Annotated in this window: 31 protein-coding genes; all 31 read left to right on the top strand. The window is 36.4% G+C overall.

The annotated features are described in order from the left end of the window. The first annotated feature begins 221 nt into the window (after positions 1 to 221). The 31 genes from rpsP (at position 222) to AC6CHV_RS09640 (ending at position 25542) form a co-directional block, all read left to right on the top strand. Positions 222 to 494, top strand: coding sequence for a 30S ribosomal protein S16 (gene rpsP / locus AC6CHV_RS09490; RefSeq protein ID WP_077617792.1), 273 nt, complete (start codon positions 222 to 224; stop codon positions 492 to 494). Positions 495 to 508: 14 nt separating this feature from the next. Then, entirely contained in the window at positions 509 to 739 is a 231-nt protein-coding gene (locus AC6CHV_RS09495; protein WP_440273924.1) for a KH domain-containing protein, read from the top strand. Positions 740 to 1220: 481 nt separating this feature from the next. Continuing rightward, a complete protein-coding gene (locus AC6CHV_RS09500) occupies positions 1221 to 1607 on the top strand; it encodes a YlqD family protein (RefSeq protein ID WP_341331916.1) in 387 nt (128 codons plus the stop codon). Between the two features lie 11 nt (positions 1608 to 1618). Beyond that, the gene (gene rimM / locus AC6CHV_RS09505; protein ID WP_121446558.1) at positions 1619 to 2131 is read left to right on the top strand and encodes a ribosome maturation factor RimM; all 513 of its coding nucleotides are present in this window, start codon (positions 1619 to 1621) and stop codon (positions 2129 to 2131) included. A gap of 1 nt (position 2132) precedes the next feature. Further along, the gene (trmD, locus tag AC6CHV_RS09510; protein ID WP_498078774.1) at positions 2133 to 2870 is read left to right on the top strand and encodes a tRNA (guanosine(37)-N1)-methyltransferase TrmD; all 738 of its coding nucleotides are present in this window, start codon (positions 2133 to 2135) and stop codon (positions 2868 to 2870) included. A 133-nt stretch (positions 2871 to 3003) separates the two neighbouring features. Further along, a complete protein-coding gene (rplS, locus tag AC6CHV_RS09515; RefSeq protein WP_121446560.1) occupies positions 3004 to 3348 on the top strand; it encodes a 50S ribosomal protein L19 in 345 nt (114 codons plus the stop codon). A 144-nt stretch (positions 3349 to 3492) separates the two neighbouring features. Beyond that, the gene (gene lepB, locus AC6CHV_RS09520) at positions 3493 to 4026 is read left to right on the top strand and encodes a signal peptidase I (protein ID WP_341331915.1); all 534 of its coding nucleotides are present in this window, start codon (positions 3493 to 3495) and stop codon (positions 4024 to 4026) included. A gap of 48 nt (positions 4027 to 4074) precedes the next feature. Continuing rightward, the gene (ylqF, locus tag AC6CHV_RS09525) at positions 4075 to 4917 is read left to right on the top strand and encodes a ribosome biogenesis GTPase YlqF (protein ID WP_341331914.1); all 843 of its coding nucleotides are present in this window, start codon (positions 4075 to 4077) and stop codon (positions 4915 to 4917) included. 83 nt (positions 4918 to 5000) lie between these two features. Further along, the gene (gene rnhB / locus AC6CHV_RS09530; protein WP_498078775.1) at positions 5001 to 5777 is read left to right on the top strand and encodes a ribonuclease HII; all 777 of its coding nucleotides are present in this window, start codon (positions 5001 to 5003) and stop codon (positions 5775 to 5777) included. Beyond that, positions 5777 to 6373 (top strand): hypothetical protein, encoded by a 597-nt coding sequence (locus tag AC6CHV_RS09535; protein ID WP_341331912.1) that lies wholly within the window; start codon positions 5777 to 5779, stop codon positions 6371 to 6373. Before rnhB ends, AC6CHV_RS09535 begins: the two co-directional genes overlap by 1 nt. Continuing rightward, on the top strand, positions 6370 to 6660 hold the full coding sequence (locus AC6CHV_RS09540; RefSeq protein WP_498078776.1) for an EscU/YscU/HrcU family type III secretion system export apparatus switch protein: 291 nt from the start codon (positions 6370 to 6372) through the stop codon (positions 6658 to 6660). The genes AC6CHV_RS09535 and AC6CHV_RS09540 overlap by 4 nt, the downstream gene beginning before the upstream one ends. 293 nt (positions 6661 to 6953) lie before the next feature. Beyond that, positions 6954 to 8114: an ADP-forming succinate--CoA ligase subunit beta gene (gene sucC, locus AC6CHV_RS09545; RefSeq protein ID WP_341331910.1), complete on the top strand. Its 1161-nt coding sequence runs from the start codon at positions 6954 to 6956 to the stop codon at positions 8112 to 8114. Positions 8115 to 8131: 17 nt separating this feature from the next. After that, positions 8132 to 9034, top strand: a complete 903-nt coding sequence (sucD, locus tag AC6CHV_RS09550; protein ID WP_099352406.1) for a succinate--CoA ligase subunit alpha — start codon at positions 8132 to 8134, stop codon at positions 9032 to 9034. A gap of 67 nt (positions 9035 to 9101) precedes the next feature. Then, a complete protein-coding gene (dprA, locus tag AC6CHV_RS09555; RefSeq protein ID WP_341331909.1) occupies positions 9102 to 9983 on the top strand; it encodes a DNA-processing protein DprA in 882 nt (293 codons plus the stop codon). A 148-nt stretch (positions 9984 to 10131) separates the two neighbouring features. Further along, positions 10132 to 12264, top strand: a complete 2133-nt coding sequence (gene topA, locus AC6CHV_RS09560; RefSeq protein ID WP_498078777.1) for a type I DNA topoisomerase — start codon at positions 10132 to 10134, stop codon at positions 12262 to 12264. A gap of 159 nt (positions 12265 to 12423) precedes the next feature. Continuing rightward, on the top strand, positions 12424 to 13326 hold the full coding sequence (gene xerC / locus AC6CHV_RS09565; protein ID WP_498078778.1) for a tyrosine recombinase XerC: 903 nt from the start codon (positions 12424 to 12426) through the stop codon (positions 13324 to 13326). Between the two features lie 16 nt (positions 13327 to 13342). Beyond that, complete coding sequence (hslV, locus tag AC6CHV_RS09570; protein ID WP_498078779.1) at positions 13343 to 13885, top strand: ATP-dependent protease subunit HslV; 543 nt, start codon at positions 13343 to 13345, stop codon at positions 13883 to 13885. A 13-nt stretch (positions 13886 to 13898) separates the two neighbouring features. Continuing rightward, positions 13899 to 15296: an ATP-dependent protease ATPase subunit HslU gene (gene hslU, locus AC6CHV_RS09575; RefSeq protein WP_207899871.1), complete on the top strand. Its 1398-nt coding sequence runs from the start codon at positions 13899 to 13901 to the stop codon at positions 15294 to 15296. A 23-nt stretch (positions 15297 to 15319) separates the two neighbouring features. Continuing rightward, positions 15320 to 16099, top strand: coding sequence for a GTP-sensing pleiotropic transcriptional regulator CodY (gene codY, locus AC6CHV_RS09580; protein WP_099352412.1), 780 nt, complete (start codon positions 15320 to 15322; stop codon positions 16097 to 16099). Between the two features lie 323 nt (positions 16100 to 16422). Continuing rightward, a complete protein-coding gene (gene flgB / locus AC6CHV_RS09585) occupies positions 16423 to 16818 on the top strand; it encodes a flagellar basal body rod protein FlgB (RefSeq protein ID WP_341331904.1) in 396 nt (131 codons plus the stop codon). Between the two features lie 8 nt (positions 16819 to 16826). Beyond that, complete coding sequence (flgC, locus tag AC6CHV_RS09590) at positions 16827 to 17270, top strand: flagellar basal body rod protein FlgC (protein WP_121446706.1); 444 nt, start codon at positions 16827 to 16829, stop codon at positions 17268 to 17270. A gap of 10 nt (positions 17271 to 17280) precedes the next feature. Beyond that, positions 17281 to 17580: a flagellar hook-basal body complex protein FliE gene (gene fliE, locus AC6CHV_RS09595; protein ID WP_341331903.1), complete on the top strand. Its 300-nt coding sequence runs from the start codon at positions 17281 to 17283 to the stop codon at positions 17578 to 17580. A gap of 35 nt (positions 17581 to 17615) precedes the next feature. After that, positions 17616 to 19211: a flagellar basal-body MS-ring/collar protein FliF gene (gene fliF, locus AC6CHV_RS09600; protein WP_498078780.1), complete on the top strand. Its 1596-nt coding sequence runs from the start codon at positions 17616 to 17618 to the stop codon at positions 19209 to 19211. An 11-nt stretch (positions 19212 to 19222) separates the two neighbouring features. Beyond that, entirely contained in the window at positions 19223 to 20242 is a 1020-nt protein-coding gene (gene fliG, locus AC6CHV_RS09605) for a flagellar motor switch protein FliG (RefSeq protein ID WP_498078781.1), read from the top strand. Beyond that, a complete protein-coding gene (gene fliH, locus AC6CHV_RS09610; protein WP_498078782.1) occupies positions 20235 to 20996 on the top strand; it encodes a flagellar assembly protein FliH in 762 nt (253 codons plus the stop codon). The genes fliG and fliH overlap by 8 nt, the downstream gene beginning before the upstream one ends. A gap of 3 nt (positions 20997 to 20999) precedes the next feature. Continuing rightward, on the top strand, positions 21000 to 22316 hold the full coding sequence (gene fliI, locus AC6CHV_RS09615) for a flagellar protein export ATPase FliI (protein ID WP_341331899.1): 1317 nt from the start codon (positions 21000 to 21002) through the stop codon (positions 22314 to 22316). 5 nt (positions 22317 to 22321) lie between these two features. Beyond that, entirely contained in the window at positions 22322 to 22765 is a 444-nt protein-coding gene (gene fliJ / locus AC6CHV_RS09620; protein WP_341331898.1) for a flagellar export protein FliJ, read from the top strand. Between the two features lie 8 nt (positions 22766 to 22773). After that, positions 22774 to 23346, top strand: a complete 573-nt coding sequence (locus AC6CHV_RS09625) for a magnesium transporter MgtE N-terminal domain-containing protein (RefSeq protein ID WP_498078783.1) — start codon at positions 22774 to 22776, stop codon at positions 23344 to 23346. 40 nt (positions 23347 to 23386) lie between these two features. Further along, a complete protein-coding gene (locus AC6CHV_RS09630; RefSeq protein ID WP_498078797.1) occupies positions 23387 to 24685 on the top strand; it encodes a flagellar hook-length control protein FliK in 1299 nt (432 codons plus the stop codon). Positions 24686 to 24691: 6 nt separating this feature from the next. Next, entirely contained in the window at positions 24692 to 25159 is a 468-nt protein-coding gene (flgD, locus tag AC6CHV_RS09635; RefSeq protein WP_440273218.1) for a flagellar hook assembly protein FlgD, read from the top strand. An 11-nt stretch (positions 25160 to 25170) separates the two neighbouring features. Further along, positions 25171 to 25542 (top strand): TIGR02530 family flagellar biosynthesis protein, encoded by a 372-nt coding sequence (locus AC6CHV_RS09640; protein ID WP_341331895.1) that lies wholly within the window; start codon positions 25171 to 25173, stop codon positions 25540 to 25542. The last annotated feature ends 78 nt before the right edge of the window (positions 25543 to 25620 follow it).

Here is a 25620-nt window from a genome sequence, read left to right on the forward strand (position 1 = left end):
TATCGGCTCGAGGTCATAAGCCAATCGCTTCTGAAGGCAAAAAACGCCTTCTGTCAGCGCTTTTCTTATGCTTGTCGCCGATGAACGAGCGCCTTGCGCTTTTCTATTTAAATGTAGTAATAATAACCATTTCATTGATGTAAAGAAAAAACACTTTACAAACAGATGTGGAACAGTTAATATTATATCTTGTTGAAATATTTTCGGAGGTGCTATATAAAATGGCAGTAAAAATTCGTTTAAAACGCATGGGAGCAAAAAAATCTCCTTTCTATCGTATCGTTGTAGCTGATTCTCGTTCACCACGTGATGGACGTCAAATTGAAACTGTAGGAACTTACAATCCAGTTGTTCAACCTGCAGAAGTTAAAATTGATGAAGAATTAGCATTAAAATGGTTACAAAATGGTGCTAAACCATCTGACACAGTTCGTAACTTGTTCTCAAAACAAGGAATTATGGAGAAATTCCATAACGCAAAAAACGGTAAGTAATGGGTAACATACAGATGAAAGAGTTAATTAAAACAATCGTACAGCCACTGGTTGATCATCCTGAAGAAGTCAATGTCACTGAAGACTCAGACGACCGCAATGTCACTTATTTGCTAAGCGTGAATAAAGAAGATATGGGTAAAGTTATCGGGAAACAAGGCCGTGTTATTAAGGCGATTAGAACTGTTGTCTATGCAGCAGGAACAGGACATAATAAACGAATTCATCTAGAAATTAACGAATAAAAAGAAAAGTGTAGGCGGCTTGATCAAAAACGAGAAATTTGGAGACTCCGACGTAGAAGCGGTTTTTGCTTCTACTGAAGGAGTTGAAGATTCTCGAGTTTCTAACCGCTGGAACTAGACCAAACAAGGAAAAGGGAGAGGGCAACCTCCCCCTTTTTTCTATAAGTGGATGTTTAAAAAGTCCGGTGAAAATGACGCATCTAATTTCTGCGAATATTACTCCTAGAAGATCATAAATAACTAGGACATGCGCTTGCGTCTACTAGTATATTCTAGAAGTCAATTCCTCAGCGCAAGGCTGCAAGGATGTTAACTCAAGCAGTTGCCTCGATCCGGTACTCGGGAGCTCGCGCCGCCTTGAACTTCAACGTACAGGACGTACTAGTGTCGACAAGACATGAGGCCGTGGCGTTTTTGTCGACCCGGTCCTTTTCATCCTCCTTTTTGAACATTTATATAAATTCATGAGGGTTGTGTGCACGTGAAAATCATCCAAACAGTTGAAGTAAAACAAATTTTAACGGATAAAAGCAAAGCAAAGCTCATCGATTCATTACAAGTCGATAAAGTTCAACTACTTAAAGAATGCGAGCAGCTCAAGTTTGAACTAAGAAAAATGGAAAAGCTTAAGAAATTTGATTCTGCAAAAATTAACCTTTATTTCACCAATGAAATTAACCTTAGGCAAGAAAAAATCAAACAATTTGAGTTTCAAATCGAACAAATACATATGCTACCCATAGGCAGTGAAATAAAGGAAAAAGAAGTACAATCGATTATTGATATAAATGTAGGGGATAACTGGGATGAAGTAACAACTGCACGAACAATTATTATTAAAGAAGGTATAGTTGAAGAAATTCGTTAGAGGTGAAATAAATGGACAAGTGGTATAACGTAGGAAAAATTGTAAATACACATGGAATTAAAGGCGAGGTTCGCATTATCTCTAGAACAGATTTCCCTGAAGAACGTTATAAGGTTGGAAATACATTACATATCTTTATAGCAGATAAAGAACCTTTAGAAGTTAAAGTCCAATCACACCGTACTCATAAAAACTTTGATTTAGTTACTTTTGAAGGTTACGACAACGTTAATGATGTGGAACAATTTAAAGACTCCCTAGTTAAAGTACATGAAAGTCAACTTGGTGCATTAGAGGAAGGAGAATATTACTTCCACGAAATAATTGGCTGTACTGTTGTTACGGAGGAAGGCGAAGAATTAGGACCTATTAAAGAAATATTAACACCAGGTGCGAATGATGTGTGGGTTGTAAAAGGTGCAAAGGGTAAGGAAATTTTGATTCCGTTTATTGATGATATCGTGAAAGAAATTGATATTGATGAAAAAAGAATCACCATTCACCTCATGGAAGGATTAATCTAACATGAAAATCGATATCTTAACCCTTTTCCCAAATATGTTTAATGGCGTACTGGGTGAATCCATTATAAAAAAGGCACAAGAAAAAGAGAAGGTTTCGTTCAGGGTTGTAAACTTCCGTGAATATGCCGATAACAAACATCAAAAAGTTGACGACTATCCTTATGGTGGTGGAGCTGGAATGGTATTAATGCCGCAGCCCATCTTTGATGCCGTTGAAGATCTTACTAAACAAACAGAATCAAAACCTAAAGTTATACTTTTATGCCCACAGGGAGAGAGATTTACCCAAAAGAAAGCTGAACAATTGGCAAAGGAAGATCATTTGATCTTTATTTGTGGCCACTATGAGGGCTATGATGAGCGGATTAGAGAAAATTTAAGTACGGAAGAAATTTCAATTGGTGATTTTGTTTTAACTGGCGGTGAACTTGCAGCAATGGTTATCTCAGATAGTGTTGTTCGACTTTTACCAGGAGTATTAGGTAATGAGGATTCACCAGTGCTTGATTCTCATAGTACGGGATTACTAGAACACCCTCATTATACAAGACCTGCAGATTTTAGAGGGATGACCGTACCTGATGTCCTTTTATCTGGAAATCATATGCATATTGAAGAATGGCGGGAAAAAGAATCACTTAGACGAACATATAAAAGAAGGCCAGATTTACTTGAAAGCTATCAACTTTCACCTAAACAAGAAAAATGGTTAAAAGAAATTAAAATAGATGAAGAGTAACTATTGCAACGGTATCAGGAATATGGTAATATACTCTTTGTGACTTGGGCAATTTGTCCTTGTCTTATTAAGATGTTCCGCTGCAATGAATGTATATTGGTAAGAGCATCTGTTGGAAGGAGTTGAAAAGACGATGCAAAACATTATTGAAGAAATCACAAAAGAACAATTAAGAACTGACCTTCCTGTTTTCCGTCCTGGAGATACAGTACGTGTACACGTTAAAGTTATCGAGGGTAACCGTGAGCGTATTCAGGTATATGAAGGTGTTGTGATTAAGCGTCGTGGTGGTGGAATTAGCGAAACTTTCACTGTTCGTAAGGTATCTTACGGAGTTGGTGTTGAACGTACATTCCCAGTGCATACACCAAAAATTGCGAAGCTTGAAGTAGTACGCCGTGGTAAAGTACGCCGTGCGAAATTATACTACTTACGCGAACTTCGTGGTAAAAAAGCACGTATTAAAGAAATTCGATAATAAACGAGAAAGGAGCTTGTATAAAATTAACAAGCTCCTTTTACATTTGTACAAATTCTATTTATAATAGTAGGATAATACATACTCTATTCTTATATAAAAAGCTATTTGGTAGATGAGAAAAGAACAGGTGGAGGAGCAATGATGGCCAAACAAAAAAATGAACTTTGGGAATGGATTAAAGCGCTAGCCATTGCTGTCATATTAGCAGCAGTAATCCGTTATTTTTTCTTTGCACCGATTGTAGTAGATGGGCTTTCAATGATGCCAACCTTACATCACCAAGACCGTATGATTGTTAATAAGATTGGTTATAAGGTGGGTGAACCAGACCGATTTGACATCGTAGTCTTCCATGCAACAGTCGAAAAAGATTACATCAAGCGGATAATAGGATTACCTGGTGATCGAATTGAATATAAAAACGATATCCTCTACATTAATGATGAACCGTACGAAGAACCCTATCTTGATGAATATAAGAAAAACCTAATTGATGGACCACTTACAGATCCATTTATTTTAGAAGAAGTGCCAGAAGGTCACCTGTTTGTCATGGGGGACAATCGCCGCTACAGTAAGGACTCGCGCCATATCGGCCCAGTCCCAATCAGCGAAGTCCTAGGTGAAACAAGCCTAATCTACTGGCCAATATCTGATTTTGGTATTGTAAAATAAACGAAAAAGACAACTTAACAAAATAAACCATATAAGTTGGTGAAGATATTGACAATTCAATGGTTTCCAGGCCATATGGCAAAAGCGAGAAGACAGGTCACCGAAAAACTCTCTCTCATTGATATTGTATTCGAACTTGTTGATGCTAGGATTCCTGCATCGTCCCGAAACCCAATGATAGATGAAATCATAAAAAATAAACCAAGGCTTCTCCTTTTGAATAAAGCAGACATGGCCGATCCAAAACTAACAAAAGAATGGATTTCATATTATAAAGAAAACGGTGTACATGCCCTCGCTATTAATTCACAAGAAGGTAATGGCATGAAGCAAATCGTTAGTGAAGCAAAGGTAATTTTAAAAGAAAAATTTGACAAAATGGCTGCAAAAGGGATTCGACCACGAGCAATACGAGCATTAATTGTTGGGATTCCTAATGTCGGTAAATCGACATTAATTAATCGCTTAGCAAAGAAAAATATTGCACAAACGGGTGACCGTCCTGGGATTACGAAAGCTCAACAATGGATCAAGGTTGGTAAAGAGCTAGAGCTCCTTGACACACCTGGAATTCTTTGGCCTAAATTCGAGGATCAAGAAGTGGGTCTAAAATTAGCAACAACTGGAGCTATTAAAGACACAATTCTAAATCTGCAGGATATTGCTGTGTATGCCCTTAGATTTTTAGAAGAAAATTATCCTGAGAATTTACAAGACCGTTTTGGTCTTGAAGAAATTCCTGATGATATCGTATTGCTATTTGATGAAATTGCCAAACGTCGTGGTAGCATGATGTCTGGTGGATTTGTAGACTATGATAAAACAGCAGAATTAATTATTCGAGAAATTCGAACTGAAAAATTAGGCAGGTTAACATTTGAGAAACCTTAAGGTTCGCTTTATAGCGAGCCTTCATTTTTTTTCGAAAATGACGATATAACTTACATGAAGCATTAGAAATTGAAGGTGAAAACATGTCACAATTGACAATCAAAGATATCGAAAATCAACTATCCATGATACATAATGAACAGGATCAGTTTTTAAAGGACTGTGAAAATGATTCTCGCAAAGGGGTTCAAGTTCTTCTGCAACGATGGAGAAAGAAAAAAGCTGAAGAAAAGGCCTTAGAGCAACAATTTAAAGAAATGACCCAATATGAACAAGGCCTTTATAATATGGGGTATCGTTTTATAGCGGGAGTCGATGAAGTCGGTCGTGGTCCATTGGCAGGCCCAGTAGTTGCGGCTGCTGTCATTTTACCTCAAGATGCTTTTTTACCGGGCCTAAATGATTCAAAAAAACTATCTGAACAAAAACGAGAAGAATTATTCCAACAAATAACAGAATGCGCGATTTCTATCGGTATCGGGATTATACCTGCAGAAGTTATTGATGAAGTAAATATTTATCAAGCAACAAAGCAAGCAATGAAAAAAGCACTTATGGGTCTTTCTGAAAAACCTGATCATCTATTAGTTGACGCAATGGAAATACCAATCGCTATCCCTCAAACGTCGATCATTAAAGGAGATTCAAAAAGTGTTTCGATAGCAGCGAGCTCAATTATTGCAAAAGTGACTAGAGACCGTTTAATGGTCCGCCTAGGTCATGAGTATCCTCAATACGGGTTCGAAAAGCATATGGGATATGGTACAGCATATCATCTTGATGCGCTTAAAAAATACGGCGTTACAAGCGAACACCGACGTTCATATGCTCCAATTCGACAGATAATAGAGGTAAAATGATGATCCCAGTTCATTTAATACAAGCAATATTTAAGAGTGGAGCTGTACAAAAGCTTCACTCTCTTTCAAATGCAAGTCAGGGAGAAGAAAAAACACAAATTTCTTCCACCAACCTATCGAGGTTATTATCTGTAAAGACGAGTGAAATCTCTAAAAATGCATTCCAGCAAAATTCCTTATATCAAATGGACACAGTTGACCTAACGTCGAATGACCCTAGTCAATTTCTTCAATACCAATTTACCTTTCAAACTCAAGATAATAAGAACGTTTCTCTTTGGATGAATGGAAGGAAGAAAAATGGGGAAATTGATTCTGATTTTTGTCGTTTACTCTTTTCAATAGAACTCAAATATTTAAATGAAGTAGTCATTGATGTAAAGGTTCAAAATCGTATTATATCAATAGTGATTATTAATCAATCAGATAAAGTCGAGTCTTTGGTCAGTGAATTGAAATCTACCCTCCAAACGAATTTAGTTCCTTTAGGGTACCAGCTTTCATCAATAAAGATAAGTAACACATTAGAGAGGGACAACGTGATTGGTCAAATCGACTCAACTCAAGTTCATGAAAGAGTAGATCTAAAAATATGAAAAAAGTACAAAAGAACAAAGCGAAAATGGCTGTTGCTTTGTCATATAACGAAAAAATAGACTCTGAGCCTAAGGTAATTGCAAAAGGTAGCGGGCTTGTAGCCGAAAATATAATTGAACAGGCAAAAGAACATGAAGTTCCAATACAAGAGGATACAGCTTTAGTAGAGTTGTTAGGGGAACTTAGAATAAATGAGGGGATTCCTGATGATTTATATCAAGTCGTTGCAGAAATTTTTGCTTTTGTTTACGAAATAGATAAATATCTTGAAGAATCAAAAAAATAGTTTTGTGGTATAGTAAATTAGTCATTATTTGTAGAAAAAAGAACAAATTCATGCGAAATGGTAGACAAGTAGTTAATTCAGTTATAAAATGAAAGCGCAGTCTAATTTTGTCGAGTTAACATCATAAAGAATGAGGAAAAAATCCTATCTCAGTATGATGTAAATTTCTATGCAAATAAGATTTTTCGGAAAAATTATAATTGTCATAGAAAGATTAAAAAAGAAAATGTATAATAACATTTGGACTGACAAAAAAATTCTTTGCTTTTATACATAAGAATGGAGGATGGGAAATGAATATCCATGAGTATCAAGGAAAAGAGATCCTCAGAAAATATGGGGTAGCTGTTCCAAATGGTAAGGTTGCTTTCACGGTTGATGAGGCTGTTGAAGCTGCAAAAGAACTTGGTTCCCAAGTTTGTGTTGTTAAAGCACAAATTCACGCAGGGGGTCGTGGTAAAGCGGGTGGAGTTAAAGTAGCGAAAAACCTAGATGAGGTTCGTACATATGCTAATGAAATCCTAGGTAAAACGCTTGTAACACACCAAACAGGACCAGAAGGTAAAGAAGTAAAGCGTCTTCTAATTGAAGAAGGCTGCGATATTAAAAAAGAGTACTATGTTGGACTAGTACTTGATCGTGCTACTTCTCGTGTGGTTTTAATGGCATCTGAAGAAGGTGGAACAGAAATCGAAGAGGTTGCTGAAAAAACACCTGAAAAGATTTTCAAAGAAGTAATCGATCCAGTAGTTGGATTATTGCCATTCCAAGCTCGTCGTATTGCTTTCAACATTAACATTCCAAAAGAATTAGTGAATCAAGCTGTTAAATTCATGACTGCTTTATACACTGCATTCGTTGAAAAAGATTGCTCAATTGCTGAAATTAACCCATTAGTTGTAACAGGCGATGGTAAAGTTATGGCGCTTGATGCAAAATTAAACTTTGATTCTAACGCATTATACCGTCAAAAGGACGTGCTTGAATACCGTGATTTAGATGAAGAAGATGCAAAAGAAATTGAAGCATCTAAATATGATTTAAGCTATATTTCACTAGATGGAAACATCGGATGTATGGTTAACGGTGCAGGTCTTGCTATGTCTACGATGGACATTATTAAGCACTACGGTGGCGATCCTGCGAACTTCCTTGATGTTGGAGGCGGTGCAACTGCAGAGAAAGTTACTGAAGCATTCAAAATCATTCTATCTGATGAAAACGTTAAAGGTATTTTCGTAAATATCTTTGGTGGAATTATGAAGTGTGATGTAATCGCAGAAGGTGTTGTAACTGCAACGAAAGAAGTAGGCTTGGAAATTCCTCTAGTAGTACGTCTTGAAGGAACAAACGTAGATTTAGGTAAAAAGATCTTACAAGAATCTGGTCTGAACATTACAGCTGCTGAATCAATGGCAGATGGTGCACAAAAAATCGTATCACTAGTAGGATAGAAAGGCAGGGGACAAACATGGGTGTTTTTGTTAATAAAGATACAAAAGTAATTGTTCAAGGGATAACAGGTGCAACTGCATTATTCCATACAAAACAAATGCTTGAATATGGTACTAAAATTGTTGGTGGTACTTCACCTGGTAAGGGTGGAACTGAAGTAGAAGGAGTTCCTGTATTTAATACTGTAAAAGAAGCAGTAGAACAAACAGGTGCAACAGCTTCAGTAATTTATGTTCCTGCTCCATTTGCAGCAGACGCAATTATCGAAGCAGTTGATGCTGAATTAGATTTAGCAATCTGTATTACTGAGCATATACCAGTATTAGACATGGTGAAAGTGAAACGCTATATGGAAGGTAAGAAGACTCGTTTAGTAGGTCCTAACTGTCCTGGTGTTATCACTGCTGATGAATGTAAAATCGGAATCATGCCTGGATATATCCATAAAAAGGGACATGTAGGTGTTGTATCACGTTCTGGTACATTAACTTATGAGGCTGTACACCAATTAACACAAGCTGGAATTGGTCAAACAACTGCAGTTGGTATTGGTGGAGACCCAGTAAACGGAACGAACTTCATCGATGTATTAAAAGCATTTAACGAAGATGAAGAAACATATGCGGTTATCATGATTGGTGAAATCGGTGGAACAGCTGAAGAAGAAGCTGCTGAATGGGTTAAAGCAAACATGACTAAACCAGTTGTTGGATTTATCGGTGGACAAACTGCGCCTCCAGGAAAGCGTATGGGCCATGCTGGTGCGATTATTTCTGGTGGTAAAGGTACTGCTGCTGAAAAGATCAAAACAATGAATGAATGTGGAATTAAGGTCGCTGAAACACCATCAGTTATGGGCGAGACATTAATTTCTGTTCTTAAGGAAAAAGGTTTATACGAAAAGTGTAAAACTCACTAATATATACACGAAAGAGGCAGTTCTTGTCTAGAGAACTGTCTTTTTCTGATGAAAAAAAGGAGAATTTATGGACAAATTTCGAGAAAACTTAATACATCTTCACCACTGTCGAGGAATAGGTTGGAAATCGATTTATAAAATACTACAGCATGATTCATCCCTCTCCCAAATTTATAAATACCCCCCTTCCCTTTATGAAAAAATCCTTTCATTGTCTAAAAATCAACTAACTATTTTTCTAAAAGATTTGCATTCTTTATCAATCCAAAGTATGCTAAAACAATATAGCGATAATAATGTGGGGATAATTACCATATTTGATCAAGAGTATCCTAGACTATTGAAACAAATTTATGATCCACCATGGGTCATTTATACGCTTGGAGACAAATCCTTGCTAAATAGTAAGAAATTATTAAGTGTTGTTGGTTCACGTACACCATCATCAACTAGTTTACAGAGTATGAAAAAAGTTTTAGAACCTTTGATTAAGCAAAATTGGGTATTGGTTAGTGGTTTAGCGCGTGGTATTGATACAATGGGACACCAATTAGCAATCCGAAATAATGGAAAAACAATTGCAGTCATCGCTGGCGGTCTTCATCATATTTATCCTCACGAGAATAAAGAGTTAGCAACTACCATCACTCAGAATCATATACTTATTTCTGAATATCCCCCATCCACAAAGCCTGAAAAATGGCAGTTTCCGATGCGAAATCGAATTATTAGCGGTTTAACTCAAGGAACTCTTGTCGTTGAAGCAAAAGAAAAAAGCGGTTCATTAATTACTGCTGATCAAGCTCTAAACCAAGGCAGAGAGGTCTTTGCGATACCAGGTTCGATATTAGAACCTTCATGTGTAGGAACGAATAAGTTAATCCAATCCGGAGCAAAATTAGTCCTTACAAGCGAGGATATTTTATCAGAATTTCATACTTTTGAATAAAGAATAACTAGTTAAAATGTATAAAAATAAATTTAACAGTTTGACAAACGGTACATGAATATTTAATAATATGGAGGATTTATTATTAAATTAGGCAATATTTATTATAAATGGAAAATTAATTTAACCTCTAAGGAGGAAGCGATACATGTCGGACTATTTAGTCATAGTTGAATCACCAGCAAAGGCAAAAACAATTGAGAGATATTTGGGTAAGAAATATAAAGTAAAGGCTTCAATGGGCCATGTACGAGATCTACCAAGAAGTCAAATGGGTGTAGATGCAAAAAATGATTTTGAAGTAAAATATATTACTATTCGTGGAAAAGGACCAGTGTTAAAGGAATTAAAAACTGCAGCAAAGAAAGCAAAGAAAGTCTTTCTAGCAGCCGACCCCGACCGCGAAGGAGAAGCAATCGCTTGGCATTTGGCACACTCGTTAGATCTTGATATTACTTCTGATTGTCGAGTTGTATTTAACGAAATTACAAAGGATGCCATTAAAGAATCCTTTAAACATCCACGTCCAATTAATCAGGCACTAGTAGATGCTCAACAAGCAAGACGTGTTCTTGACAGATTAGTAGGCTATAATATTAGCCCGTTGCTTTGGAAGAAAGTAAAAAAAGGTTTAAGTGCGGGACGAGTTCAATCAGTTGCTGTTAGATTAATTATTGATAGAGAAAAAGAGATTCAAAATTTTGAACCGGAAGAATATTGGTCAATTAAAGCGAACTTTTTAAAAGAAAATGAAAAAGTACAATTTGAGGGACAATTTTACGGTGTAAATGGAAATAAAATAGAGTTAACAAATAAAACCGAGGTAGAAGATATCCTTTCTCAAATTGAAGCTGAATTCTCTGGGAGCGATGATGAGTTAACAGCGGTGATTTCTAAAAAAGCGAAATCATTTACCATTACATCTGTCACAAAAAAAGAACGTAAAAGAAATCCGGCACCACCATTTATTACATCTTCCCTACAACAGGAAGCTGCGCGTAAATTAAATTTCCGTGCGAAGAAAACAATGATGCTTGCTCAACAATTATATGAAGGAATTGACCTAGGTAAGGAAGGAACAGTTGGTTTAATCACATATATGCGTACAGATTCAACTCGAATTTCAGAGACAGCCGTTCAGGAAAGTTCCCAATATATTGAACAGACATTTGGAAAACAATTTTTAACAGATACAAAAAGGAAAGAGAAAAAAGGTGCGAATACACAGGATGCTCACGAAGGGATTCGCCCGACTTCAGTCTTCAGAGAACCAAATAGTGTGAAACAATATTTAAGCAGAGATCAACTAAGATTATATAAATTGATTTGGGAGCGATTTGTTGCTAGTCAAATGGCTTCTGCAATCTTGGATACAATGAGTGTTGACCTAAATTATGGAGACGTTGTGTTCAGAGCCACTGGATCAAAAGTTAAATTCCCTGGATTTATGAAGGTTTATGTTGAGGGTAATGATGACAATGTTGAAGAAAAAGAGAAGATGCTACCTGATTTAAAAGAGGGTGACCGAGTATTTGCTACAGATATTGATCCGAAGCAACACTTTACTCAGCCACCTCCAAGATATACGGAAGCTCGACTTGTTAAAACGATGGAGGAACTTGGAATAGGAAGACCTTCAACTTATGCACCAACTTTGGATACTATCCAGAAAAGAGGCTATGTTTCCTTAGATAATAAACGTTTTGTTCCTACCGAATTAGGGGAAATCGTAGATGAGTTAATGCTTGAATTCTTCCCGAGAATTTTAGATGTAGAATTTACTGCAAAAATGGAGCATGACCTTGATGAAATTGAAGAAGGTAAAACTGAGTGGATTAAAATTATTGATGAATTTTATCAGGACTTTGAAAAGAGATTAGAAATTGCAGAATCAGAAATGAAGGAAGTAGAAATTAAGGATGAACCTGCGGGTGTAGATTGTGAAAACTGTGGTCATCCTATGGTTTACAAAATGGGTCGCTACGGCAAATTCATGGCCTGTTCCAATTTTCCAGATTGTCGCAATACAAAACCGATTGTAAAAGAAATCGGGGTTCCTTGTCCGAAATGTGAAAAAGGAAATATTGTTGAGAGAAAAAGCAAGAAGAAAAGAATTTTTTATGGTTGCGATCAATACCCAGAATGTGATTTTCTATCTTGGGATAAACCACTAGCTCGGAAATGTCCAAAGTGTGAAAACCTATTAGTTGAGAAAAAACTCAAAAAAGGAATTCAGGTACAATGTGCACAGTGTGATTATAAAGAAGAAACTCAGAAGTAACATGTGGTGGTGAGCAGCGTACAGCTCACCACTTTCCATTTTCTATCGGAAAAAGCGGATTTCTTACGCAATTCAGAATTTTGTAAAAAAATCAGAGTTTTTATTTGCAAGGGCTACTAAATTGTGATAATATTTAGTAGCCCTTGTGAGGTGGATAAATTGGAAGATGTGAACAAATCGTTACAGTTATTCAAAGAATATTTACAAATTGAGAAAAATTATTCAGAATATACTATTGTGCATTATGAACAGTCAATTGAAGACTTTTTCTTATTTATGAACCGAGAAACAATCTTAAATCTTACTGACGTAACATATTCCGATGTGCGTTTGTATCTAACTGAGCTTTATAAGAAACAATATGCAAGACGTACTGTTGCAAAAAAAATATCAACATTGCGCAGTTTTTTTAATTTCCTTTTAAGGGAGAAGCTTATTTCTCAAAATCCCTTTATACTGGTGTCATTACCAAAAAGGGAACAAAGACTTCCCCATTTTTTATATGAAGAAGAATTGGAAAAGCTATTTAGAGTTTCAGATGTTTCAACTTGCTTAGGGCAACGGGATCAAGCTTTACTTGAGTTATTATATGCGACTGGAATCCGTGTGAGTGAATGTTGTAAGCTCACTCTCAAGGACTTGGACTTTTCAACAGGAACAGTGTTTGTTCACGGAAAGGGAAACAAACAGCGATATGTCCCTTTTGGAAGCTATGCTGAACAAGCACTAACAAACTATATATCCAAAGGTCGCAAGGATTTACTTGAAAAAGCTTCAGTACATACAAACCATTTATTTCTTAATTTCCGGGGTGGACCACTAACAACAAGAGGAGTCAGGGTAATCTTAAATAATATGATTAAGAAGACGTCTTCTACTATTCATATTAGTCCACACGTATTAAGACATACTTTTGCTACACATCTTTTAAACGAGGGCGCTGATATGAGGTCTGTACAAGAACTGCTGGGCCATGAAAGTTTGTCATCAACACAGGTGTATACACATGTTACAAAGGATCATTTGCGAAATATCTATAAGTCCTCACATCCACGTGCATAAGGAGGTTGTTTGAGAAATGTCTAATTTTCATGCAACAACAATATTCGCTGTAAAACATAAAGGAAAATCAGCAATGGCTGGTGATGGTCAAGTTACCTTTGGAAATGCCGTTGTTATGAAACATACAGCAAGAAAGGTACGAAAACTATTTCAAGGAAGGGTTATTGCTGGTTTTGCGGGGTCGGTCGCTGATGCGTTTACCCTATTTGAAATGTTTGAAGGACGCCTAGAAGAGTTTAATGGAAATTTGCAAAGGGCAGCAGTTGAACTTGCAAAAGAATGGAGAAGTGACAAAGTTCTTCGTAAATTAGAGGCAATGCTTATTGTGATGGATGAGAAGGATTTGCTACTTATTTCTGGAACAGGCGAAGTAATTGAGCCAGATGATGGAATTTTGGCAATTGGCTCTGGTGGGAATTACGCGCTCTCTGCAGGACGTGCATTAAAAAAATATTCAGGTGATTATTTAACTGCAAGGGAAATTGCAAAAGCTTCATTAGAAATTGCAAGTGAAATTTGTGTGTATACAAATGAAAATATTATAGTTGAAGAACTATAAGGAGGGGATACCTTTGAAGACGAATCTAACCCCAAGACAGATTGTAGAAAAATTAGATCAATACATCATTGGCCAAAATGAAGCAAAAAGAGCTGTGTCAGTAGCATTAAGAAATCGATATCGTCGCAACTTGCTTAACGAAAAGCTAAGAGATGAAATTGTACCCAAGAATATATTGATGATCGGGCCAACCGGAGTAGGTAAAACTGAAATAGCTAGACGATTAGCAAAACTAGTTGGTGCACCTTTTATTAAAGTAGAAGCAACGAAATTTACTGAAGTTGGATATGTCGGACGTGATGTTGAATCGATGGTTCGGGACTTAGTTGAAACGTCAGTTCGCCTTGTAAAAGAGGATAAAATGGTTCAAGTATCCGAACGTGCTGAGGAAAATGCAAATAAACGAATAGTTGAACTACTTGTCCCAAGTTCTAAAAAGCAAACATCTTATAAAAATCCACTTGAGATGCTTTTTGGAGGCAATAACACTGAACCCGAAGTAGAGAAAACGAATGAAGATGAAAGCTTGAGTGAAAGAAGAAAGCGAATGGCGCATAAGCTTGCACTTGGTGAACTCGAGGATTATTATGTAACTGTCGAAGTAGAGGAGCAACAGGCATCTATGTTCGACCTACTACAAGGCTCTGGTATGGAAAATATGGGAATGAATATGCAGGATGCATTAAGTAACCTCATGCCGAAAAAGCGTAAAAAGCGTAAATTAACAGTTAAAGAAGCTCGTAAAGTCTTAACAAATGAAGAAGCTGCTAAACTAATTGATATGGATGAGGTAACACAGGAAGCTGTAAACCGAGCAGAACAGTCGGGTATTATTTTTATCGATGAGATTGACAAGGTTGCAGGTAAAAGTCATAATTCTTCTTCTGCAGATGTTTCAAGGGAAGGAGTCCAACGTGATATTTTACCAATTGTAGAAGGTTCGACAGTTGTCACCAAATATGGTTCTGTTAAAACAGATCATATGCTCTTTATTGCAGCTGGGGCTTTTCACATGTCAAAGCCTTCAGATTTAATCCCTGAATTACAAGGTCGTTTTCCGATTCGTGTAGAGCTAACTAAGTTGACAGTAGATGATTTCTACCGTATCTTAGTTGAGCCAGATAATGCATTATTGAAACAATATTCAGCATTATTAGAAACAGAAGGTATACAACTGGAATTTTCTGACGATGCTATTCGTAAGATAGCTGAAGTTGCCTTTCAAGTGAACCAGGATACAGATAATATTGGTGCTCGTCGTCTACATACAATTATGGAAAGACTATTAGAGGATTTATCATTTGAAGCGCCGGACATTACGATGGAAAAAATCACAATTACTCCACAATATGTCGATGAGAAATTAAGTACAATTGTAAAAAACAAAGATTTAAGTCAGTTTATTTTGTAAGTTTATCAGGAGGAACAAGAAAAATGCCATTATTAGAAAGAACTAGAAAAATTAATGCAATGCTGCAAAATGCAGCAGGTAAACCAGTTAACTTTAAGGAAATGTCAGAAACATTAACCGATGTAATCGGTGCGAATACTTTCTTATTAAGTCGTCGTGGGAAACTTCTTGGTTTTGCCATCAAGCAAACGATTGAAAATGAAAGAATTAAGAAAATGATTGAGGATCGTCATTTCCCTGAAGAGTACACACAAAGCTTATTCAACATTCAGGAAACATCATCTAATCTCGATATTGAAAGTGATTATACTGCTTTTCCAATCGAGAACAAGGAATTGTTTAAGAATGGACTAACAACGATTGTTCCGATAATCGGTGGTGGAGAACGATTAGGAACACTCATTCTTTCAAGACTAGATGAAAGATTTGAAGATGATGACCTTATCTTAGCTGAATATGGTGCAACAGTTGTTGGTATGGAAATTCTGCGTGAAAAAGCTGAAGAAATTGAAGAAGAAGCTAGAAGCAAAGCTGTTGTTCAGATGGCAATCAGTTCATTATCTTATAGTGAATTTGAAGCTATTGAACATATCTTTGAAGAGCTAAATGGCAACGAAGGATTATTAGTTGCAAGTAAAATTGCTGACCGCGTAGGAATTACAAGATCAGTTATCGTTAATGCATTAAGAAAGCTTGAAAGTGCTGGTGTAATTGAATCTCGTTCACTAGGAATGAAAGGTACTTACATTAAAGTACTAAATGATAAATTCTTACTTGAATTAGAAAAACTAAAATCACATTAATTAATAAAAAACGAAGATGTAATTCACATCTTCGTTTTTTTTGTTTCATAATTATTATAAAAGTGTTCGTAACATAATTTGTCGAGTTTTTGAAGTGGAAATATGTACTTGACGATTTTTGTAAAAAACACGTGAAACTACTCCTGTGAAAATCTATAATGATAAACGGAAACTATGAGTAGAAAGTCCTAAATTGTCGAAAATTATCACTTTTTATCACAAGCTTCATAGACAGATAGAATTAATTTCATTACAATGAAAAAGGAGTTAATACGATTCGTTATATTTATTCGAATGATAGTACTTTTTTGTGAGGGGTTTATATGAAACTTTTTTCTAATACAATACATTCACTTGAAAAAGCTTTGGATTATTCAGCTTTAAGACAGAAGGTCATTTCAAATAATATAGCAAATGTGGATACACCAAATTATAAAGCACAAGATGTGAGCTTTAAAAATCTTCTTGCTAATGAGACGGAAAGCCAAATGAGAGCTAATCGAACAAATGAAAAACATATCGAATTTACAAGCAGTAAACGTTCGAACAATCCGCTCATTGCGAAGAACGATACTGCATATAACCATAACGGTAACAATGTCGATATCGATAAGGAAATGGCACTTTTAGCAGAAAATCAAATTTACTATAATGCCATCACACAAAGAATAAGCGGGAAATTCAATACATTAAAAACAGTCGTAAAAGGAGGAAACTAAAGGTGTCAATATTTCAAAGCCTCAATACAAGCAGCTCAGCCCTAACTGCGGGACGACTTAGAATGGACGTTATTTCTTCTAATATGGCAAATGTGGATACAACAAGAGGGAAACTTGTAGATGGACAGTGGCAGCCGTATAGAAGGAAAATGGTTGTTCAGCAGCCTCTAGGCAATAGCTTTTCTTCCCACTTATCAAAAGCGATGAATCAATCAAAAACAGGAAATGGTGTTAAGGTTACAGGTATTGTTGAAGATCAAACCCCATTTCAGCTTGTATATAACCCAGATCATCCTGAAGCTAATGCAGACGGGTATGTGGCTCTTCCGAATGTAGACCCTCTAAAGGAAATGGTCGACCTGATGAGTGCCACTAGATCCTACGAAGCGAATGTAACAGTTTTTAATGCGTCAAAAGGAATGTTAATGAAAGCTCTAGAAATAGGGAAATAGGTGATAAAGCATGATAGATAAGGTAAATATTACTACATCACAGGTTTTGTCGAAACCTGTTACACAGCCAAAGACTGCAAGTGCAGTTCAAAAGGAATTTAGCAGCTTTTTAAAAGATGCCTTAAATAATGTAAATGAAACTCAACAGACTTCAGATAAAATGACCGAAAAGCTTGTTAAGGGTGAAAATGTAGATTTACACCAAGTAATGATTGCTTCTGAAAAAGCAAGTGTGTCATTGCAAACGACACTTCAAATTCGAAATAAAGTTGTGGAAGCATACCAAGAAATCATGAGGATGCAGGTTTAGTCCGGGATTTTAAATATTCTACTTAGGGGTATGTCATGAAAGAGAAACTACTATTATATAAGACAAAAATAGGCGAGTTTTGGAATAAACAATCTGGCTTTCAAAAAGCTACAATTATTGGTTTGCCATTGCTTTTCATTTTTATTATTTCGCTTACTGTGTTTTTTACAACAAAAACAAACCTAGTTCCTATGTATAGCAATCTATCTCCACAGGAAACAGGACAAATAAAAGCGACGTTAGATTCAAGAGGAATTCAATCTGAAATAGCGGATAATGGATCGACCATTAAGGTGCCAGAGGAACTGGTAGAACCCTTAATGGTAGAACTTGCGGCAGAAGGAATACCAGATAGTGGTAACATTGATTATTCATTCTTTGGCCAAAATGCTGGATTTGGGATGACCGATAATGAATTTAATATGTTAAAACTTGAATCCACACAAACAGAATTAGCAAATATGATCAAGAGCATCGATGGGATAAACGATGCGAACGTTATGATCAGTATGCCGAACGAAGGAATTTTTGTAAAAGATAGCCAAGCAGAGGCCTCCGCATCAATCGTACTTAACACGAAACCCGGATATAAATTAGACGGGCAGCAGATAAAATCTTTATATCACTTGGTTTCCAAAAGTATTCCTAACTTACCTACTGATAATATCGTCATAACGAATCAAAACTTTGAGTATTTTGACTTAGAAAATGAAGGAAATGTATCAGTTATAGGAAATGTAGCCTCACAGCTTGATTTGAAACGTGAGATTGAAAGAGATATTCAAAGACAGGTTCAGCAAATGCTAGGGACGATGATGGGACCAGAGAAGGTTTTTGTATCTGTAACTACGGATATTGATTTCACTCAAGAAAACCGTCAAGAAAATTTAGTCACACCCGTTGACCCTGAAAATATGGATGGAATCGAAATTAGTGTCGAACGTATTACTGAAACCTATACAGGTGAAGGAGCCCAGGCTGGTGGAGTTGTTGGTACTGGAGAATCAGATGTCCCATCCTATAACACTGATGGACAAGCTGGTAATGGGGACTATGAACGAATCGAAGAACGTGTGAATAAAGATGTGAATCGAATTACAAAAAATATTGTTGAAGCACCATATAAAATTAGAGATTTAGGAATCCAGGTAATGGTTGAAGCTCCAGACCCGAAAAATCCTACATCAATGCCACAGGAAAGTGTCGACGATATCGAGAGAATATTGAGCACTATCGTAAGGACTAGTATTAATCAAGATGAAAATACTGAGTTATCACAAGAAGAGATACAGGATAAAATTGTCGTTTCAGTTCAAGAATTTAGTGGAAAAACGAATACTGTTCCTGAATCACCAATCATTAAAGCAATTCCTTTATGGGTGTATATTGTAGGGGGTATTTTAGTACTTGGCCTAATCATTCTATTATTTTTCTTTTTACGTAAAAAGAAAGAAACAGAGATTGAAGAGATAATCCCTCAACCAGAACCTGTATTCTTTAATCAAATTCCAGATCTTAATGAAGAAAAAGAATCGGAAACAACGGTTAGAAGAAAGCAATTGGAGAAGCTTGCGAAAGATAAGCCTGAAGACTTTGCAAAATTATTACGTTCATGGTTAGCAGACGAGTAGGAGGTGGAGAAATGGCAAAACGAGATATGCAAAACGGACTCACCGGAAAACAAAAAGCGGCCATTCTCCTCATTTCACTTGGCCCGGATGTTTCGGCTTCAGTGTATAAGCATCTTTCAGAGGAAGAGATTGAGAAACTAACTTTAGAAATATCAGGGGTTCGTAAGGTGGAAGCAAATACAAAGGAACAAATTATGGAAGAGTTCCATCAGATTGCAATGGCTCAGGATTATATCAGCCAGGGCGGAATTGGATATGCAAAAACGGTACTCGAAAAAGCTCTTGGTGAAGAGCAAGCAGGAATTATCATTAATCGACTAACATCTTCATTGCAGGTTAAACCGTTTGATTTTGCAAGGAAAGCAGATCCAGGCCAAATTTTGAATTTTATTCAAAATGAGCATCCACAGACAATTGCTTTGATTTTATCGTACTTGGATTCAAGGCAGGCTGCACAAATATTATCTGAGTTGCCACAAGAGGTTCAAGCAGATATAGCTAGAAGAATCGCCATTATGGATCGAACTTCACCCGAGATAATAAATGAAGTTGAACAAATATTAGAGCGTAAACTCTCTGCTACGGTGACACATGATTATACTCAAACAGGTGGTATTGAGGCAGTTGTCGAGGTATTAAATGGTGTCGATCGCTCAACTGAAAGAACAATATTAGATGCACTCGAAATACAAGATCCAGAACTTGCTGAAGAAATTAAGAAGAGGATGTTGGTATTTGAGGATATTGTGACACTCGATAATCGTGCAATCCAACGTGTAATTCGAGATGTGGAGAATGAAGATCTTATGCTTTCCCTTCGTGTTGCAAGCGAGGAAGTCAAGGAAATTGTCTTTAAAAACATGTCGAAGCGAATGGTCGACACATTTAAAGAAGAAATGGAATATATGGGACCGGTTCGATTGCGTGATGTTGAAGAAGCTCAAACTCGTATTGTAACAGTCATCCGTAGACTAGAAGAAGCAGGGGAAATTGTCATCGCTCGTGGCGGAGGAGATGATATTATTGTCTAACGTTATTAAGTCAGGTTCCTTGCAGACGACAAACGATTCTCCTAAGAGAGTCATCGGACTTAAAGTTCTACAAACAAAAGAAACGAATAATGTCGAACCACAGCCAAATTCACTTTTAGTCTCTCAAAAAATAGTAGAAGAGGCTAGAGAACAAGCGGATAAAATTGTGAAAGATGCGATTTCCTATTCAAACTCACATAGGCAACAAATATTAGTGGAAAAACGTGAGTGGGAAGAAGAAAAACAACTGTTAATTAATAAAACATCAGAAGATGGCTTTCAAGCTGGATTGGTTGAAGGTAGAGAACAGGGCTATCAAGAATATAGAGATTTACTTGCTGAGGCTCGTAAAATTATTGATCTATCAAAGCAAGATTATGATCGATATCTTGATTCTTCTGAAGAAGTCATTGTTAAGCTTGGCTTAACAGTAGCAGAAAAAATCATTGGCTCTCATCTTTCTGAGAAACCAGAGGATTTTGTTTTTCTCGTTAGAAAGGCGACTAAAGAAGTAAAGGAACATTCTAATATTATGATTCAAGTCAGCCCACATTATTTTCAATATGTGATGGAGCGAAAAGAGGAGTTAATTGCCATCCTTAATCGAGAAACTGATCTTTTTATCTATCCGAATGAAGATTTCAAAGAAACAGATTGTGTGATTGAATCATCCTTCGGAAAGATTAATGCAAGTGTAGATACTCAACTTACAGAGATAAAAGAAAAACTGCTTTCTTTGCTATTGGAGGAATAGGTCGTGAAGGCAATCGAGCTGCTAGATCAAATCCATACAATTGATTCATATAAGCGGTACGGTAAGGTGACAAGAGTTGTTGGCTTGATGATTGAATCTCGTGGACCGGAATGTTCGATAGGCGATTTATGTCTTATTTATGTGGGATTAACACATAAAAGATGTATTCAAGCCGAAGTAGTCGGTTTCCGTGAAGAGCATGTAATCTTAATGCCTTTCTCAAATGTAAAGGATATTTCACCAGGCAGCATCGTGGAAGCTACTGGCAAGCCACTTGATATAAAAGTCGGGGAAGGTTTACTTGGAAAGGTATTAGACCCATTAGGACATCCCCTTGATGAAAGCGGACTTCCTAGAGGATTGTCGTCGGCTCCTACTGAACAGGATCCTCCTAACCCACTATCTCGCCCTCCAATAGAAGAGCCAATTGAGGTTGGTGTCAAAATGATTGATACCCTCTTAACGGTTGGTAAAGGACAACGTGTTGGAATTTTTGCAGGAAGTGGTGTTGGTAAAAGTACATTATTAGGAATGGTTGCTCGAAATACAACTGCTGACATTAATGTAATTGCACTTGTTGGAGAGCGTGGACGAGAGGTAAGAGAGTTTATAGAAAAGGATTTGGGTGAAGCGGGCCTTAAAAGATCGATTCTTGTGGTGGCGACTTCAGATCAGCCGGCACTTCTTAGAATCAAGGCAGCGATGACTGCTACTGCGATTGCAGAGTATTTCAGAGATAAAGGTTTAGATGTCATGTTAATGATGGACTCTGTTACCCGCGTTGCAATGGCAAGCAGGGAAATTGGCTTAGCGATTGGGGAACCACCAACAACGAAAGGATATACACCGAGTGTGTTTACCACACTTCCCAGACTATTGGAGAGAACTGGTACCAATCATTTAGGCTCAATAACTGCTTTTTACACAGTACTGGTAGACGGTGATGATATGAATGAACCGATTGCCGACACAGTTCGAGGTATACTTGATGGGCATTTTGTTCTTGATCGAAGTCTAGCTAACAAAGGACAGTATCCTGCAATTAATGTATTAAAATCGATTAGCCGTGTAATGAACCAAATTACATCAAGCGAACATAAAGCTTATGCAGAAAAAATTAGAGGGATATTGGCCACTTACCTTAATTCAGAAGACTTAATCAATATAGGGGCTTATAAAAGGGGTTCTTCAATTGAGGTTGATGAAGCAATCAGATATTATCCTAAGATTATTTCTTTCTTAAAACAACAAACCGATGAAAAATTCACGTTTGAAGAAAGTGTACACTTATTAGCACAATTGGCCGAAAAAGGTGAATAAAACAAATGAGTTATACGTTCAAATTTCAAAAAGTGATGTCGCTAAAAGAAAATGAGAAGAATCAAGTTCTTTCAGATTATAAAACATCTGTCAAAGAATTCGAAGAGGCTGCAGAAGCTTTATACGATTCTTTAAAAAAGAAGGAAATACTTGAAGAAAATCAAAGACAGCAGCTACAAAGCGGCTTATCCATTCAAAGTATTAGACAACAACAGTCTTTTATTACTAGCTTAGAAAGAACAATTATGTATTACCAAAATCTTGTTATAAAAGCAAGAAACAAAATGCAACAGCTACAATCATTGCTAACCGAAAAAAATATCGAGGTTAAGAAATACGAAATCATGCATGAAAAAGATTTTGCTATTTATGAGGGACTATTAAAAATACAAGAAAGTCAAATGATGGATGAAATTTCAATCCAACAATATATGTCAAAAGGAAGATAGGTGATCAAATGGAGACAAACGAAAAAGAATACAGTAGATTTCAATGGTTCCTGTTTGTCATTCTTATACCGTCTATCTTTACTTTATTAGTAGTATTTGTACTTCTATCTGTTGCTGGTTTTAAGCCACTTGGAGTAATGAAAGATGTCGTTGCTAAAATACCAGCAGTTAGTTCTCTTTTTAGTGATGAAAAAAAGGAGCAGAATCCGGAAGAGGATGAAATAGAAATTGCTGATTTAGAGTCTGAGATACAGGAAAAGGAAACGAAAATTACGCAATTGGAAAACGAATTGGTAAAAAAGAGCGATGAAATTGAAGCATTAGAAAATGAAATTAATAACCTTTCAGATGAACTTGTAAAACTCCAGAAAGAACGTTTAGCTAAAAGCAAATCATTAAATGAATTAACTAAAATGTATGAGCTGATGTCTCCCAAAAATGCGGCAAAAATAATTCCGAATTTACAAGAAGAAGAGGCAAGGGAGATTCTTTCAAGTATTGATACAGAAAAACTAGCCGCTATCTTTGAAAAAATGGCGCCTGAGGACGCAGCGAAATTTACTCAATTGATTACACAATAATGATCCTACTAAACTTGAAGGGAGGTGAAGTAATGTGAATATGGTAGTAAATTTGGAACCATCATCTGGAGCATTCAGAAAGGCTGTTGATTCAAGTCTGGGCAATGGCTTAATCCAAGGTAATAATACTTTTGAATTGTCCTTTCGGGAGAAATTAGATGCAATTTTAGAGAACGACCCAAAACTTTTCGGAGATCCTAAATTAAAGCTTACTCCTAATTTTAATGCAGGAAAAGAAGAGGATTCCACATATATGGCTACAACCAATCAAGCATTATCTGAATTCCAGTCTTTTGTAAAAGAAGAATTCGATTTATCTGGTTTAGAAGATGTATTTCTGACACTTCCACCTGATTTGGTAGACCAAATAAAAGTATTTATCACTGGAATTCAAAATGGTGAAATCGAGCTGGGAGTTGGACAAGCGTATGGAGAAGCTGAACAATCTGCATTGCTGTTAGTGGCTACACGTTTAGTTGAAGAAAATCCAGTAATTGATCAGGCTGTACTAATAAACCTTCTAAAGCAAATGAAGATAGCTTCTAACGAGGAATTGACTACAAGTCCTCAAGTTTCGAAGGACTTAACCGATTTAAAGGCAATTAAGCTTATCCAAGAGTTGATGCAGTCGCTAGAAAACAAGACTTCTTTAGTCGAGAAGCCAAGGACAGAATCTCAGTCCCGTCTTCACTACCTGCAAACTGTACATTCGAGATATTTTTCGGCACCAAAAGGGATTGAAACGACACAGGCTGATACGGCTGGTAAGTCTATACAACAAGCAAGTACACACCAAGTTATAGGAAATTCAAGAGAAGCCATTTCTGTAGCTGATTTGAGCTCCAATCATATTTCTAGGGCTGAGCAATTTACAATAAACGTTGAACAAACGAGTAAACCGTTACCGAATCAGCAACAATTCATAAAGCAGTTTCAGAATATCCTAGCAAGAAGCAACTTTTTGAATAGTGGCGGGCAACAAAAATTATTAATTAACTTATATCCTGAACATCTTGGTTCACTACGAATTGAAATTCTTCAAAGTGAAGCAGGTATGATTGCAAAAATTTTGGCTTCAACGAGTCAAGCAAAGGAATTAGTAGAGTCACAGTTAACAAACCTAAAACACTCTTTCTTAGCACAAAACATTTCAGTCGAAAAAATTGAAGTTTCAACACAGCTTCAGTATCAAACTGAAAGAAATCTGCAAAGAGAAAATGAACAACATGGTCAGCAATCAGGAAGACAACAGAAGGAACAAAATAATCAAGAACAAAATGAGGATGTTTCTTCCTTTACAACTGCTCTATTGGATGAGCTTGTCAATATTAAAATTTAGGTGGTGATGAATGTGACTACAAAAATAGATTCGAGTCTTTACCTTTCAAATTTAAAGCAAGAAAGAAAAACGGGTAATGATATTTTAGGAAAAGATGATTTCTTAAAGATATTAATGACACAGCTTCAAAACCAAGATCCAATGAATCCAATGGAAGATAAGGATTTTATTGCTCAAATGGCGACCTTTACCTCGCTTGAACAAATGACAAATATGAATAGTACTTTAGAGAAATTCGTGACTAGCCAGAAGGGTGAACAGCTTTTAAAATATAGCTCTATGATTGGGAAAGAAGTTGAATACAGTTTTAAAACTGAGGATGAGAATGGAAATGAAATCATCAATAAAGGGCAAGGAATTGTAACATCTGTATCACAAAAATCAGGGTATATTGAGCTAGAGTTAAAGGACGGAACTAAGATTTATAGTGATGAAATTTTAAAAGTGAAGGAACCTTCTAACGAGGAAGAATAGGAGGTGTTAAGATGGATCATCGTATTCTGCAAATACAAAATCATCCCTTGTCATTAACAACACGGAATAAAGTGCAGCATAGAAAGCAGCCTTCCATTTCTTTTAAAGATACTCTCGCAAAAGAGTCAGAACTAGTAATAAGTAAACACGCACAAAAAAGATTGGATGAAAGAAACATTAACATTCAAGATTCTAAATGGAAAGAAATCCAAACAAAAATCTTAGAAGCAAAAACAAAGGGAATTCAAGATTCTTTGGTCGTGACTAAAAATGCAGCATTAATTGTAAATGTCCCAAATAATACAGTTATCACTGCAATGAATCGTGATGAAGCAAATTCTCAGATATTTACCAATATTAATGGAACCATTATTTTAGATTAATCATTTATCAGGCTGGACCTTAACAGGAAGCCGGGGTGTGCCGACCGATAGACGCCACCTTAATTGAAAGGGGAAAAT

Source organism: Ferdinandcohnia sp. GQ5, assembly GCF_059759275.1.

Coding starts and splice junctions, on each gene's coding strand:
- rpsP (WP_077617792.1), top strand. CDS start 222: ATGGCAGTAAAAATTCGTTTAAAACGCATGGGAGCAAAAAAATCTCCT.
- AC6CHV_RS09495 (WP_440273924.1), top strand. CDS start 509: ATGAAAGAGTTAATTAAAACAATCGTACAGCCACTGGTTGATCATCCT.
- rimM (WP_121446558.1), top strand. CDS start 1,619: ATGGACAAGTGGTATAACGTAGGAAAAATTGTAAATACACATGGAATT.
- trmD (WP_498078774.1), top strand. CDS start 2,133: ATGAAAATCGATATCTTAACCCTTTTCCCAAATATGTTTAATGGCGTA.
- rplS (WP_121446560.1), top strand. CDS start 3,004: ATGCAAAACATTATTGAAGAAATCACAAAAGAACAATTAAGAACTGAC.
- lepB (WP_341331915.1), top strand. CDS start 3,493: ATGGCCAAACAAAAAAATGAACTTTGGGAATGGATTAAAGCGCTAGCC.
- rnhB (WP_498078775.1), top strand. CDS start 5,001: ATGTCACAATTGACAATCAAAGATATCGAAAATCAACTATCCATGATA.
- AC6CHV_RS09535 (WP_341331912.1), top strand. CDS start 5,777: ATGATCCCAGTTCATTTAATACAAGCAATATTTAAGAGTGGAGCTGTA.
- AC6CHV_RS09540 (WP_498078776.1), top strand. CDS start 6,370: ATGAAAAAAGTACAAAAGAACAAAGCGAAAATGGCTGTTGCTTTGTCA.
- sucC (WP_341331910.1), top strand. CDS start 6,954: ATGAATATCCATGAGTATCAAGGAAAAGAGATCCTCAGAAAATATGGG.
- sucD (WP_099352406.1), top strand. CDS start 8,132: ATGGGTGTTTTTGTTAATAAAGATACAAAAGTAATTGTTCAAGGGATA.
- dprA (WP_341331909.1), top strand. CDS start 9,102: ATGGACAAATTTCGAGAAAACTTAATACATCTTCACCACTGTCGAGGA.
- topA (WP_498078777.1), top strand. CDS start 10,132: ATGTCGGACTATTTAGTCATAGTTGAATCACCAGCAAAGGCAAAAACA.
- hslV (WP_498078779.1), top strand. CDS start 13,343: ATGTCTAATTTTCATGCAACAACAATATTCGCTGTAAAACATAAAGGA.
- codY (WP_099352412.1), top strand. CDS start 15,320: ATGCCATTATTAGAAAGAACTAGAAAAATTAATGCAATGCTGCAAAAT.
- flgB (WP_341331904.1), top strand. CDS start 16,423: ATGAAACTTTTTTCTAATACAATACATTCACTTGAAAAAGCTTTGGAT.
- fliE (WP_341331903.1), top strand. CDS start 17,281: ATGATAGATAAGGTAAATATTACTACATCACAGGTTTTGTCGAAACCT.
- fliF (WP_498078780.1), top strand. CDS start 17,616: ATGAAAGAGAAACTACTATTATATAAGACAAAAATAGGCGAGTTTTGG.
- fliG (WP_498078781.1), top strand. CDS start 19,223: ATGGCAAAACGAGATATGCAAAACGGACTCACCGGAAAACAAAAAGCG.
- fliJ (WP_341331898.1), top strand. CDS start 22,322: ATGAGTTATACGTTCAAATTTCAAAAAGTGATGTCGCTAAAAGAAAAT.
- AC6CHV_RS09625 (WP_498078783.1), top strand. CDS start 22,774: ATGGAGACAAACGAAAAAGAATACAGTAGATTTCAATGGTTCCTGTTT.
- AC6CHV_RS09630 (WP_498078797.1), top strand. CDS start 23,387: ATGGTAGTAAATTTGGAACCATCATCTGGAGCATTCAGAAAGGCTGTT.
- flgD (WP_440273218.1), top strand. CDS start 24,692: ATGAATGTGACTACAAAAATAGATTCGAGTCTTTACCTTTCAAATTTA.
- AC6CHV_RS09640 (WP_341331895.1), top strand. CDS start 25,171: ATGGATCATCGTATTCTGCAAATACAAAATCATCCCTTGTCATTAACA.